The organism is Cobetia sp. LC6, from assembly GCF_030264805.1.
In the GTDB taxonomy this organism is placed as follows: Bacteria; Pseudomonadota; Gammaproteobacteria; order Pseudomonadales; family Halomonadaceae; genus Cobetia.
In genome coordinates, this window is sequence record NZ_JASSPL010000005.1 from 165,458 (window position 1) to 178,131 (window position 12,674).

Here is a 12,674-nt window from a genome sequence, read left to right on the forward strand (position 1 = left end):
AGCGTCACAAGGAAGAGGAAGTCAGCGTGTTCAACAATATTCTGGTGGTGTGTACCGGCAATATCTGTCGCAGTCCGGTCGGTGAGGCACTGCTGAAGCAGGCGTTGCCTGGCAAGACAGTGCATTCGGCGGGCGTGGGCGCTCTGGTCGATCACCCTGTCGAGCCCACGGCAGCACGCTTCGCCGTCGAGTCGGGCCTTGAGGTAGGTGAGCATCGTGCACGCCAGGTGTCGGTTGAGATGCTGACGGCGGCGGATCTGATTCTGGTCATGAGCGATGGCCACCGCCGTGCCATCAACCAGATGGCACCGCAGGTCAGTGGCAAGACGATGCTGTTCGGCCGCTGGCTGGCTGGCGGCCAGGGAGAAGAGATTCCCGATCCCTATCGCAAGAGTGAGGAGGCATTCCGCCACGCACACCAGAAGCTGGTGGAGGCTGCTGCGCTCTGGGTCAAGAAACTGATGTAACCAATATTCTGCTATTAAAAACTTTACATGGTTTTTGCCCCGCCGAGGTGAGCGCCTTGCCAGTGCCGAGCGTCGCGTGGAGCAGCTGGACTGGCGTCGCTCCGCCAGTGGTTTGGATCGCAGACTGCTGCAGGATAGCCCGGTGGTGCAGGCCGATCTTGAGGTGCAGCGCCAACGGGTCAGCGCGCTGCAAGCCGAGCAGGCGACCGGCCAGCTCAAGGCGGCATTCGCCGGCAAGGTGCACTCGCTCAATCCTGCCTTGAAAGCAGGGGGCTGGGTCGGTGAGGGGAGTGGGTGATGACGCTGCGCAATCCTCGGCAAGTGGCCCTGACGGCCTGGGTGGAAGAGGAAGAGGTACTGCGCGTCGATGAAGGTGCTACTGCCTGGTTCTATCCGCTGGCGCCTGTAGGCAAGCCGCTGGAAATGCGCGTGGTCAGCGTCGAGGCTCAGGCAGTCGCAGTGCTTGAGCAGCCGGAAATGGCCGCGCCCTATGGTGGGGACTTGAAGGTTCGCGAGGGTGATGATGGGCAGCTGGAACTGATGCGCAGCCTCTATCGGGTCACGCTTGAGCCAGTGGACTTCTCTCAGGCGCTGGCACTCTCGATGCCTGGCCGGCGCGGCATGGTCAATGTCGATACTGAGCCGCGCAGCCTGTTGAGCCGAACCTGGCGTCAAGTGGTGGGGGCTGGCGTCGCGAATCCGGTTTCTGACACCGCTACTCTTTCTTGCATCTTGCACCCTGAAAGGGAAAATAAGCCCAGCCCCCGAGTAGCGTTCGCCGCTCAGAGGCTGGGCTTCTCTGGTCCGGTTCTGGAGATAGGGTAGTGTGTGGTTTTGAGGAAATGCCGCTTCTCTGCTCTATGGCGCCCCGCCCTGACTCAGCAAGCCCGAGCCTCTGATTCAGCAAGCCCTTGTCTCAGTAAACTTTAGGAGAAGGCTCCACCACGCGAGTGTCATTGCCCCGTGAGATTGTGCTGGAGACTTTGCCTTCAGTATGCCCCTTGCCGTGGGCATCATCGGTATTGGGTAGTATGGCGTTTGTCTCGAGTGGCTCCGGCATGCCCAGCGCGTAGCCTTGTACAAAGTCGGCACCGATACTGGTGACGGAGTCGAGCACTTGTGCACTCCCCACGAATTCCGCCACTGTTTTCATGCCCATTTCACGTGCGACTTCGGCAATGGCGCGGGCGATGGAGTAGGAGACGCGGTTGGTGTCCATGTCGCGAATGAAGGCGCCATCGATCTTCAGGAAGTCGACGGGCAGGTTTTTCAGATAACCAAAGGACGAGACTCCACTCCCGAAGTCATCCAGCGCGAAGGAACAGCCGAGTGCGCCGAGTGCCTCGAAGAAGGCGCGGGCGTCGCCCAGCCGCGTGATGGCGACGGATTCGGTGATCTCGAAACACAGCTTGTCACCCGGGATGCCACTGTCGCGGACCATCGTGACCAGCAGGTCGCGAAAGCTTGGGCTGCTTATGGAGTGTCCGGAGAGATTGAGTGACACCATGGTCAGTCGCTGGGCATGCGCAGGGTGCGCTGCCAGCCAGCTCAGGTATTGGCGAATGACATGTTCATCGATGGCGGCCGACAGGCCATAACGCTCCGCCGCAGGCAGGAAGGCGCCCGGCGCAATGATGGTGCCATCCCGGCCTTTCAAGCGCACCAGCACTTCGTAATGTAGATCGCAGTTAAGCTCGCAGTGCGGGCCCTCGCCTGGCTCTGCGTTGACGGCTTGTGGAGTGGCGAGGGTGCTGACAATCGGCTGTTGGTAAAGCACCAGGCGTTGTTCTTCTATGGCCGCGGTGATTTCTGTCAGCCAGTGCATTTCCTGCATGCGCCGTGCTACCTCATCACCGGATTCGCTGTGCCGATGAATGCGGTTGCGCCCGGCATCCTTGGCTTCATAGCAGGCAGCATCGGCGGCACTCAGCAGTTGGTGCGGGTCGTTGTGGTTGCTGTCGATGCTCACGAGACCAATGCTGGTGCTGATGGTGAACAGTTTATCTTCCCACATGAATCGGAAGTTGGTGACGGATTGGCGCATCTGTTCAAGCAGCGCTTCGGCGTCATCCAGCGTCGTGTCGGGCATTAGCAAGCCGAATTCATCTCCTCCCAGGCGTGCGAGTCGATCCTGTTTGCGCAAGCCGGCGGCAATGACGTCGACCAGCTGGATCAATAGGGCATCGCCTGCCGAGTGCCCGCAGGTGTCATTGACGACCTTGAATTGGTCCAGATCGATGTAGGCGAGACAATGCAGTGCGCGGGTGGCACGCGCATCATCACAAAGTGTCGTCAGTTCACGTTTGAAGGCGCCGCGATTGAGCAATCCCGTCAGGCTGTCGTGGTTGGCCTCGTGGGCCATGCGCTGCGACATGGTGTGATTGAGCGTATTGTCGATCAGCGCCAGCAGCGTATAGCCCTCCTGGTCTGGCGTCGCCTCAACCGCAGAAACACTGATCTCGGCATGCACCGAGTTGCCGGAGGCGTGGATGAAGCGGCATTGCTGGGTAAAGAAGTCCTTGCGCTGCTCGATCAGAGCCTGATGTTGCTGCAGGAAGCTTTCCAGGTCCTCCGGCTCGATCAGTTCGCGTATTACACTCTGGGACAAGGTGGCGGCGGTGTAGCCCAGGATGCTCTCGAGTCGTTGGTTGACGCGCAACAGCTGGCCACTGGTGCTCAGGTGCGCCATGCCGACAGCAGAGTGCTCGAAGGTGGCGCGGTAGCGTCGTTCGTTGGCCCGCAGGCGCTTCTGAGAGGCTTGTTGCTCGAATTCGGTCATGAGCTGTGAGACGTGATCCGCCACGGAGGCAAGAAACGCCCGCTCATCATCTGCCCATTCGCGCGGGGCATTGCTTTCCGTACAGCAGATGACGGCCACCACCTGGCCTGCCACACGGATCGGGCTGTCGATGATGGCCTTCACGCTGCAGCGGAAGGTGCCATCAAACAGCAATTCCTGATTGGCCTTGGTCACATCGGACAACGCGATAGCACGCCCGGCATCCAGGGCTTCGAAATAGACCCGGTTCTGGGTTCGGGTGAGGCGAGTGGGGACTGTGCTATGCGTCGCATCGTGCGGCGGGGGGATCCACGCATCATGGACATGGGCGAGCGAAAGGCGGTCGTGGTCGGCATCCATGTACCAGAAGCTGACCTTGCGTATCTGCAGGCCCTTGGCGATTTGCTCACATAGCCACGGCAGCAGGCCATCCAGTTGCGTGCTGTCATCGTGGCGGGTGTTGCCAAGCTCGATCAAAGCCGCCTGCTGACGTTCATAGCGGCGCAGCTTGTCCGCCTGGGCCTCCTTGGCTAGATGCTGCTGATGGATATCCAGTAATGAGCCAATGAAGCGGTAGGGCTCGCCGTTTCTGACCTCGAATTGAGCGCGTAGCTCAAACCAGCGATGGTCTCCCTGCTGAGTGCGAATCAGCAACTCGCAATTGAAAGGCGTTCCGCTCAGTCGCTTGGCGTTGACCAAGGCCTTGAAGTCGTCACGCATGTCGGGTGCGACTCTCTCATGCAATGCTTCGAGTCCGGTGTCGAGTGTTCCGGCTTCATACCCCAACTGGTTTTCCAGGCGGGTAGAGATGGTCAGTCTCTCGTTGCCTGTTTTCCATTCGATGATGCCATCGGAAATGCTGCGCAATATCCAGCTGGCGCGCGATTGACTGTCTGCGAACTCTGCATTGAGGTAGCTTTGATTGACTTGGCGTTTCAGCGCCTCGGTCGCCAGGGTCGCGAGCTTGTCCAGCCGGATGAGGACGTCTGGGCTGGGCAACTGTTGACGCGGTGTAGTGTCCGCCAGGCTCATACAGCCGATTATCTCGCCATTGTCTGCCTTGAGGGGCAAGCCGATGTAATAACGAATGCCGTCGGCAAGCACCGAACTGCAACCGGCGAATTCGGGTTGTCGACGGGCGTCACACGTGATGAGGGGACTAGCTTGTAGTACTGCCACGCCACACAGCGCATTGCTAATAAGGACGGACTCATGCGCGTTGTCATCCAGACTCAACCAGCGCTTGAGCTGCTCGCCGTCACGCAGGTTGATCATCCCCATAGGAGCGCCAGCCAGGTCCGCAGCCAGCTCAAGAATCATCAGGGCCTGATGATCCTCTTCATGCCGCAATGTCTTGATCCAATTGGGAATAACGGAAGTATCAAGCCCGAGAGAGTCTGGCATCGTGTCGCAGCCTTCCCTGTCTGTAACGGTGATGGAGAGGTCGAAATCGCAGACTACCACAGTAGAGCGTTGCCAAACCGTTGTTGGCGTCTTGAACATTGAGGGCAGTAAGGACGCCAGGGCAGAGAGGGGAGGTCGTCAAGGATGGCTGTGACATAATTGTCAGTATGGCAGCCTGACGGGCTGACACGGTCAAGAGGAGTATGAAAGGAAATGGCGTTGATTAAGGGGTTCTGCATCCTTCTGCTTTGCCAGTTTCTCGGCGAGGTGACGGGGCGTGCGTTGTTGTTGCCGGTGCCAGGGCCAGTACTGGGAATGCTTTTCCTGCTGCTGGGGTTGATGTTGCGAGGGCGGCTGCGCAAACGGTTGTTGCCTGCCCCGGACAGAGAAGGGGAAGGAGTGCTGCGCGTTGACGAGAGTGCGGATCGAGACTTCGGTCAACGTCAGCTGGCCCGTGCGCTGCTGCGGGAACGCGTGCCGGCCAGTCTCAGGCTTGCCAGCAATGGCCTGCTCTCGCATCTGTCGCTGCTATTCGTGCCTGCGGGCGTTGGCGTGATGGTCCATTTCGAGCTCATCGCACGCGATCTCACCGCCATCGCCATCACGCTGGTCGCGTCGATCGCGGTCACCCAGTTCGTCACGGCCTGGCTGTTGCAGCGTCTGATCGATCGAGGCTCTGCTACGCCGAGCGGGCCAGGGGGCAAGTCACCCAACGGCGATGAGGTGTCCTCATGAATCTGGCCCCACTTGACGCCCTGTGGGTGTACCTGAGCGCTTCTCCGTTGCTGCATCTGCTACTGACGCTGGTGGCCTTTCTGCTGGCGACGGCGATCAATCGTCTGGCACGGGGCGCATCGCTGGCGCACCCGGTACTGGTCTCCATCGCGCTGATCATCGGGTTTCTGTGGCTGACGGACACCGACTATCCCACCTACTTTGAAGGGGCCCAGTTCATCCACTTCCTGCTCGGGCCGGCCACCGTCGCGCTGGCGGTACCGTTGTTTGACCATCTCGACCGGGTCAAGCAAATGCTGTGGCCACTGCTGACGGCCTGTTGCGTCGGTATCGTCACTGCCGTGACCACTACCCTGGGTCTGGCGCTGGCGCTGGGGGCACAAACCCAGGTGGCCTTGAGCCTGGCACCCAAATCCGTCACATCGCCGATCGCGATGGGGATTGCTGAAAAACTGGGCGGTATCCCCTCGCTGACGGCAGGGCTGGTGCTGCTGACCGGTACCCTGGGCTGTGTGGTAGGCCCCGTTGTCATGCGACTGGCAGGGGCGCGAGACGATACCGTCAAGGGCTTCACCATGGGCTTGTCGGCGCATGGTATCGGTACCGCCTTCTGCTTCTCGTCGGTGAGCACGCTCGCGGGCGCCTTCGCTGGCATGTCGATGGGGCTGACCGGTCTGCTGACCGCCTTCATCGTGCCGCCTATCGTTGGGCTGTTCGGCTTCTGAGCATGAGGGGCACATTCGTGGAGAGTCGAGCTCGAGCGAGCAAGCGGCGAGCAAGAAGCAGGAAGGCCAGCGCTATCGTGGCATCGTCTTGTGAGGGTTTAAGTTTGCGTTAAGCGCAGCCGTTCATGCTTGTGATCACTCCATGGTTCAGCTGAACGCTTGCGTGTTGGCCATGGTAATCGCCAGCACGTCTTGTGGAGATGTCACCTCGTTGCCACATGGCTGTCAGTGAGCTGATCGATCATGCTCCTACACAGGTCCACAAGGTGTGGCATCCACTCGCGCCTCTGTGTCTGGTAATGCCTCGATCCAAGGAAAGCCCTCATGTTCACTTCTCTTGCACGCACAGTTCTTGAACGCACTGGTCTTGCCCACACCGCTGCAAAGCTCAAGCCCGTTGGCCTTGCCGGGCATCGTGTACTGGTCGAGGCGCCGATGGCCTCCAGCTGTCGAGAGCTCTGTTGGCAGCTGGCGGCAGCAGGAGCTGTATTGATTCTGGTCGAGCGAGAGGGGGATGACCTTGCCTTGCTGCGCAGGGTATTGCCCACCCCGAGTGGCCAGCAACATCGCCGCCTCTCACTGACGCACGCAGATGTGAGGGGTGAAGCGCTATGCACGCAGCTGCGCAACATCCCGACTTCGGAGCGCCCCGATACCTTGCTGAGCCTGCCGGGCGATGGCCGCTGGCACCTGGAGAGTGGCCGCGCCTGGCATGTGCTCGAGCATGGGGGGTGGCCGGCCGAGGTGCGCGCCAAGGTTCTGGAGTGTCTTGAGCTTCATGGCTCGGCGGATAGCCGACGCCCGCTGCTGGAGCTGATTGTGCAGGCAGACGGCGACTTTTTCGTTCCGCTGGCGACAGCGAAACACTTACGTATCAGGTTGCATACTCCGGCGCTGATCACCGGTGAAGAGGACCCTCTGTTGATGCGCCTAGCGCGTCATCAGGGCAATCATCCTGTCAGTGTGGCGCGTCAGGCGCGCGCGCTGATCTTCCGACTGCGTCTGGCGCGAGCCGGGCGCCCGCTCGCGTATGGCTGGTTGATGGCGGGTGAGGCGTTGCGGCGTGTCATCGGAGGGCCGCGCCGCATGCTGGAGCGTGGCGCGCTCGGGCTGCGTGAGCAGAGGATGCTGCTGACGGCGCGTCTGGCCAGGTGGCGCCATGCTCGACACCCGGGGCGTCGTGCACGCAGCGGTGTGTGATGGCTGGCTGATCTACCGACACCGGCGATGTGCTATCCCGAGGTTTGCTTCCAACGTCCGTCACCTTTCGGTGGCGGACGTCTTGTCTCATGTCCTGATATGACATGGCAGAATCAGAACGATTTCAAGGAGTCCAGATGCGAGTTCTGCTCGTCGAAGATGATCCGTTGTTGGGGGAGGGGGTCAACCATACCCTGCGCCGCGAAGGCATGAGCACTGAATGGTTGAAGGAGGGCGCTAACGTTGCCGCCACGCTCAAGCATTCGCCCTTTGATGTGCTGGTGCTGGACCTTGGCCTGCCGGATCTCGACGGTCTGCAGGTCTTGAGTCACTTGCGCAGTCAGGGCCAGACGTTGCCGGTATTGATCCTGACGGCACGTGATGAGATCAGCGACCGGGTACGTGGTCTGGACGGCGGCGCGGACGACTATCTGGTCAAGCCGTTCGACATTGCCGAGCTGGTGGCGCGTCTGCGTGCGTTGGTCAGGCGCCATGCCGGGCAGGCCAGCGGTTGCCTGCAGCTGGGGCCGTTGCGCATTGATCAAGCTGGCCGCACTGTCACGCTCTCCGGTAGTGAGGTCGCGCTGGGACGGCGCGAGTTTGATCTGCTGGAGTTCCTGCTGCTGCACCCCAGCCGTGTCTTCAGCCGAGATCAGCTCGTCGAGCAGCTCTATGGCTGGGATGGCGATGTCGAGAGCAATGTCATCGAGGTACATGTGCACCATCTGCGCCGCAAGTTCGGCACCGGGGTGGTCAAGACCGTGCGCGGCGTGGGCTATCGGCTGGGGGAACTCACGTGAAATCCATCCGCAGTTTCCTGCGGCGCAACCTGATTGGTGGCGTCGTGATCGTGCTGGGCACGGCCGCTGCCTGGAGTTACTTCGACTCCCGCGAGCAGATTGATGAGCTGTTCGACGCTGAGCTGGCCCAGAATGCACGCATGCTGGGGCGGCTCTATCAGTCTCAAGTGGCGTCGTTGACACCGGCCGCGCGTCAGGAAAAGTTGCAGCAGATGACATCGGGCCAGTTCAGCCTGCGTCCACCCTCCTTGAGCTTTGCCGATGGTCACGAGAAATCCCCGCTGGGGCATGTCTATGAAGACAAACTGATCTTCCAGATGTGGGATGCGCTGGGCCAGCCGTTGCTTGGCCTCTCTTCACCCTCCGTGGCGCTGGATTACCTGCCGGTGCCTGGCTATGGCATGCAGCATGACAATCACCATGACTGGTTCACCTTCACGCTGTATTTCCCCGAGAGTGGCATCTGGGTCACGGCGGCCCAGCGTGAAGATGTGCGCGATGAACTGACCGGCCAGATTGCGTTGCACAACGTGCTGGCGCTGGTGATCGGGTTGCTCGTGATCGCCTTGCTGATCGGTGTGGCGGTCTCGCGGGGTTTTCGTCCCGTATTGCGCATCAGTCATCAGATCACGGCCCGTCAACCCGGGTACCTTGAGCCGCTGGATGCCAGCGAGGCACCTGACGAGATACGCGGCATGGTGGATGCCCTCAATGGGCTGCTGGTGCGCCTGGCGGACACCCTTGACAAGGAGCGGCGCTTCACGGCCAATGCGGCCCATGAATTGCGGACTCCCCTGGCGGGCATCAAGGTGCATGCCCAGAATCTGGAGGCCGATGCCAGGGATGAGGCATCGCGGCGCTCGGCACGCATGATCGTGGATGGCGTCAATCGCATGACACGGGTAGTGGAGCAGCTGTTGACCCTGTCACGACTGGAAAGCGGGGCAGAGGCACCGCGTCGCTCCGTCGATCTCGCCCAGCTGACCAATGAGCTGGCGCGGGACCTGGGCCCCATGGCACGCCAGCGAGGCATCAAGCTGCATATCGAGGTTGCACCCGGCGCGCAGCTGGTCAGTCACGAGAACGGCCTCTACGTGCTGCTGCGCAATCTGCTCGACAATGCGCTGCGCTATACGCCAGAAGGCGGAGAGGTGAGTCTGGATATCCGCCGCGACGACGATGGATGGCGTCTGGAAGTGGCCGATACGGGCCCCGGAATCCCGCTGCGTGAACGCGAGCGCGTCTTTGAGCGCTTCGTGCGTCTGGCCGGCCAGAAGACTCAAGGCTCGGGGCTTGGCCTTTCCATCGTGCGCGAGCTCGCTGAACGTCTAGGCGCAGAGCTTGCGCTGAAGGAGAGTCCCTTGGGAACGCCGCAGGCCCCGGGGCTGCTGGTGCAGGTTCGCTTTCCGTCATAGCCGGCCCACTTCTCGTCGTGAATAGCGCCTGGCGGCCGGGTTGCGTCAGCGGATGCAACGATTGCGTCGAATGCATCATGCGGCTGTGATACTGCTGGCGCTCGATAATGCCAGTGGGGAGTGCAACTCGGCGATGGTCGGGTGGTAAAGACGGCTAGATTAGCGCTATCTTCATTATATGTTGCAGAGCAGCATGACATTCCCCTCTGTCAGGAGATTCGCATGAGTGAACAACAATCTTCCCCTGTCCGCGTTGCACTGGTGACCGGCACCGCCAGTGGTATCGGCGCCGCCATCATGCAAGCGATGTGCGATGCCGGGCATCAGGTGCTGGCGGTCGATTTCAGTGATGAGGGGGCAGAGGTTGCCGACAAGGCCGGGGCTGCCTTCTTCAAGGCCGACCTGACGGATGCCGAGCAGTGTCGCGCGGCGGTGGAAGAAGCCGTATCCCGTTTCGGACGCCTCGATATCCTGGTCAACAATGCCGGCATACAGCATGTCGAGCGCATCAAGGACTTCCCCGAAGCCAAGTGGAATCAGATCATCGCCTTGATGCTGAGTGCGCCGTTCACGCTGATCCAGGCAGCCTGGCCGCACATGGAGAAGAATGGGTATGGGCGCATCGTCAACATGGCATCCATCCATGCGCACGTCGCGTCACCGGGCAAGGTGGCCTACGTCAGCGCCAAGCATGGCCTGATGGGGCTGACCAAGACCGCTGCGCTCGAGGGTGGGGAAAGTGGGATCACCGCTAATGCCATCTGCCCGGCCTACGTGCGCACGCCGCTGGTCGACAAGCAGATTGCCGAGCAGGCCAAGCTCAATGACATGCCTGAAGATGAAGTGATAGAGAAGATCATGCTCAAGGGCGCGGCGATCAAGCACATGATCGATCCCTCCGAAGTGGCGGACATGGCGGTGTGGCTGGCCTCCGACAAGGCAGGCTCAGTGACCGGCTCCAGCTTCAACATGGACCTGGGGTGGACGGCGCAGTAACGGCGTACCCTTGAGTATCGGCTCATTCCAGGCAGCACAGAGACACGAAGCCCTCACCATCGATTCGCGCTTGCGAGCGAGGATGGTGAGGGCTTTTGCTTGGCCGGCAGCAAAGTGTCGCCTGGGGGCGCAGGCCAGGGCAGCGGCGCTATCTCAGCGCTTGACCGGACGCTTCTGCAGCTTGCGTTGCAGGGTACGGCGGTGCATGCCCAGGGCGCGGGCGGTGGAGGAGATGTTGCCGTCGTGCTCGTTGAGCACCTTCTGGATGTGCTCCCAAGTCAGGCGGTTGACCGACGGCGGATTGTCGGAGATCTCGGCGGCAGGGTCGCCGCCTTCGCGGTTGAAGGCGTTGAGAATCTCATCGGCATCGGCGGGCTTGCACAGGTAGTTGACCGCGCCGAGCTTGATGGCTTCCACCGCGGTGGCGATGCTGGAATACCCGGTCAGCACCACGATACGCGTGTCAGGCAGCAGGGCGATCAGCTCGGGCAGCAGCTTGAGGCCGGAGCTCTGCTCCAGCTTCAGATCCAGCGTGATCAGCTCCGGGCGGTGGCTGCGTGCCACGCTGAGTGCCTGGGCTTCATCACGGGCCACTTCCACTTCATAGCCGCGACGCGTCATGGCGCGCGCCGTGACCTGGCAGAAGAATTCATCATCGTCGATGATCAGCAGTCGGGTTGCATCGCTCATCAGGGTTCTCGCTTGGGCGGTCTTTGCCGCCATCATGTCAGATGAAGGGGGAGGCGCACTTCCGTCAAGGTGCCGCCATCTTCGTGGTTATACAGACTCACGCCGCCACCGAACCGATTGATGGTGGCATGCGTGAGGAACAGGCCGATACCCATGCCCTTGGATTTGGTGGAGATGAAGGTCTCACCGAGCTGATCCGCCACCGCCATGGGCACACCATCGCCATGATCGCGGATGTCGATCAGCACTTCCTGATCGCGTTGCTCCAGGGTGATCTCGATATCATCCGGGCAGGCGTCGGCGGCATTGTTGAGCAGGTTCATCAGCGCCTGCTCGAGCGTGGTATCCACCAGCATGAATGCTTGTTCAGCGCCGGGCGTCACCTCGACGCTATGCTGCACATCCGGGCGCACCACCAGCCAGCGCTGAACGATTTCCTCCAGCCACTGGGCAGCATTGATGGGTTGAGGCTGCTCCATGCGGCGGCGGTCGGCTGCGGCCACCATCGCCTGCAGACGTTGCTTGCAGGTGTCGACCTGACTGCGCAGCAGGGTAAGATCATCCTCCAGCTGAGGGTCATCCCTGTCCTTGGCATCCTCGCGCATCTCGCTCAACAGTACCGCCATGGTGGAGAGCGGGGTGCCCAGCTCATGCGCGGTGCCAGCGGCCTGGCTGGCCACCGCCAATACCTGCTCGCTGCGCAGGGCGGCCTCACGAGTGGTGGACAGCGCCTGATCTCGGGTTCGCAGGGCATGGGCCATCTTGTAGATGAAGTAGGTCACCAGCGACGCCGACAGGCCGAAGTTCAGCCACATGCCGATGACATGCAGGCTGATACGTCCGCCCAGTTCATAGGTCGCCAGCTGCGGCACCGGCTCATAGAACACCATGAGGAAGCTGTAACAACCCATGCCGACCGCGGCAATCACCCAGGCATAACGCCACGGGAGCGTTGCGGCCGCCATGGTCACCGGCACCAGGTAATAGGGCACGAAGGGGTTGGTGGAGCCACCGGTATGGAAGAACAACATCGTCAGACCGGCGATATCCACCAGTAGGTGAATCAGGTTCTCGGTATCGGTGACAGGATGTGATTGCCCGAGGCGCCACCAGGTCGCGACATTGACCAGCCCCATCGCGATAATGATCGAGATCACGGGCAGCACATTTAGCTGAAAGCCGATAATCTCGATCCCGAAGATGATCAAGATGAGAAAGCCGGTCCAGGTGATGCCGCGCGCGATGGTCAAACGAATGAGATTGCGGTGCGGCGTGGACAGTGGTGGCGGTAGCGGCTGATTCATGACGACTCCTGCGAGGAATGCGGCCATGATAGTGAATAAGGCTCATAAAGTGCAGCCCTGACGGCCAGTTAGCGCCAAGGCGCTATGGAATATCCCTTCGTTGCTTCCTCTGCGTTGTACCCGCTTTGTGGCTTTCTCTTCGTGGTTCAAAGGTTGTCA

Annotated in this window: 12 protein-coding genes; 9 read left to right on the forward strand and 3 right to left on the reverse strand. The window is 61.0% G+C overall.

The window, feature by feature from the left end:
• The first annotated feature begins 26 nt into the window (after positions 1–26).
• The 3 genes from QQF40_RS08320 to QQF40_RS08330 all read left to right on the forward strand — a co-directional run bounded on the left by QQF40_RS08320 (position 27) and on the right by QQF40_RS08330 (position 1,292).
• Complete coding sequence (locus QQF40_RS08320) at positions 27–467, forward strand: low molecular weight protein-tyrosine-phosphatase (RefSeq protein ID WP_285461040.1); 441 nt, start codon at positions 27–29, stop codon at positions 465–467.
• 76 nt (positions 468–543) lie between these two features.
• The gene (locus tag QQF40_RS08325; RefSeq protein ID WP_285461041.1) at positions 544–765 is read left to right on the forward strand and encodes a hypothetical protein; all 222 of its coding nucleotides are present in this window, start codon (positions 544–546) and stop codon (positions 763–765) included.
• Positions 765–1,292, forward strand: a complete 528-nt coding sequence (locus QQF40_RS08330; protein WP_285461042.1) for a hypothetical protein — start codon at positions 765–767, stop codon at positions 1,290–1,292. The genes QQF40_RS08325 and QQF40_RS08330 overlap by 1 nt, the downstream gene beginning before the upstream one ends.
• A 91-nt stretch (positions 1,293–1,383) precedes the next feature.
• Here the strand turns inward: QQF40_RS08330 and QQF40_RS08335 are convergent, their stop codons facing one another.
• Entirely contained in the window at positions 1,384–4,650 is a 3,267-nt protein-coding gene (locus QQF40_RS08335; RefSeq protein ID WP_285461043.1) for a bifunctional diguanylate cyclase/phosphodiesterase, read from the reverse strand.
• Positions 4,651–4,863: 213 nt separating this feature from the next.
• On the opposite strand from QQF40_RS08335, the gene QQF40_RS08340 reads away from it, so the two are divergent.
• The 6 genes from QQF40_RS08340 to QQF40_RS08365 all read left to right on the forward strand — a co-directional run bounded on the left by QQF40_RS08340 (position 4,864) and on the right by QQF40_RS08365 (position 10,521).
• Positions 4,864–5,385, forward strand: a complete 522-nt coding sequence (locus QQF40_RS08340) for a CidA/LrgA family protein (RefSeq protein WP_153635940.1) — start codon at positions 4,864–4,866, stop codon at positions 5,383–5,385.
• Positions 5,382–6,110, forward strand: coding sequence for an LrgB family protein (locus QQF40_RS08345; RefSeq protein WP_043336043.1), 729 nt, complete (start codon positions 5,382–5,384; stop codon positions 6,108–6,110). The genes QQF40_RS08340 and QQF40_RS08345 overlap by 4 nt, the downstream gene beginning before the upstream one ends.
• 324 nt (positions 6,111–6,434) lie before the next feature.
• Positions 6,435–7,310, forward strand: a complete 876-nt coding sequence (locus QQF40_RS08350) for a hypothetical protein (protein WP_285461044.1) — start codon at positions 6,435–6,437, stop codon at positions 7,308–7,310.
• Positions 7,311–7,447: 137 nt separating this feature from the next.
• Positions 7,448–8,110: a response regulator gene (locus QQF40_RS08355; protein WP_285461045.1), complete on the forward strand. Its 663-nt coding sequence runs from the start codon at positions 7,448–7,450 to the stop codon at positions 8,108–8,110.
• Complete coding sequence (locus tag QQF40_RS08360; protein ID WP_285461046.1) at positions 8,107–9,525, forward strand: ATP-binding protein; 1,419 nt, start codon at positions 8,107–8,109, stop codon at positions 9,523–9,525. The genes QQF40_RS08355 and QQF40_RS08360 overlap by 4 nt, the downstream gene beginning before the upstream one ends.
• 222 nt (positions 9,526–9,747) lie before the next feature.
• Positions 9,748–10,521: a 3-hydroxybutyrate dehydrogenase gene (locus QQF40_RS08365; RefSeq protein WP_285461047.1), complete on the forward strand. Its 774-nt coding sequence runs from the start codon at positions 9,748–9,750 to the stop codon at positions 10,519–10,521.
• Positions 10,522–10,674: 153 nt separating this feature from the next.
• On the opposite strand, the gene QQF40_RS08370 is transcribed toward QQF40_RS08365, so the two are convergent.
• Together QQF40_RS08370 and QQF40_RS08375 are read right to left on the reverse strand one after the other, a co-directional pair.
• Positions 10,675–11,211 carry a response regulator transcription factor gene (locus QQF40_RS08370; RefSeq protein WP_043336058.1) on the reverse strand — a complete coding sequence of 179 codons (537 nt, stop codon included), beginning with the start codon at positions 11,209–11,211 and terminating at the stop codon, positions 10,675–10,677.
• Between the two features lie 32 nt (positions 11,212–11,243).
• Entirely contained in the window at positions 11,244–12,515 is a 1,272-nt protein-coding gene (locus QQF40_RS08375) for an ATP-binding protein (protein ID WP_285461048.1), read from the reverse strand.
• Positions 12,516–12,674: the final 159 nt, after the last annotated feature.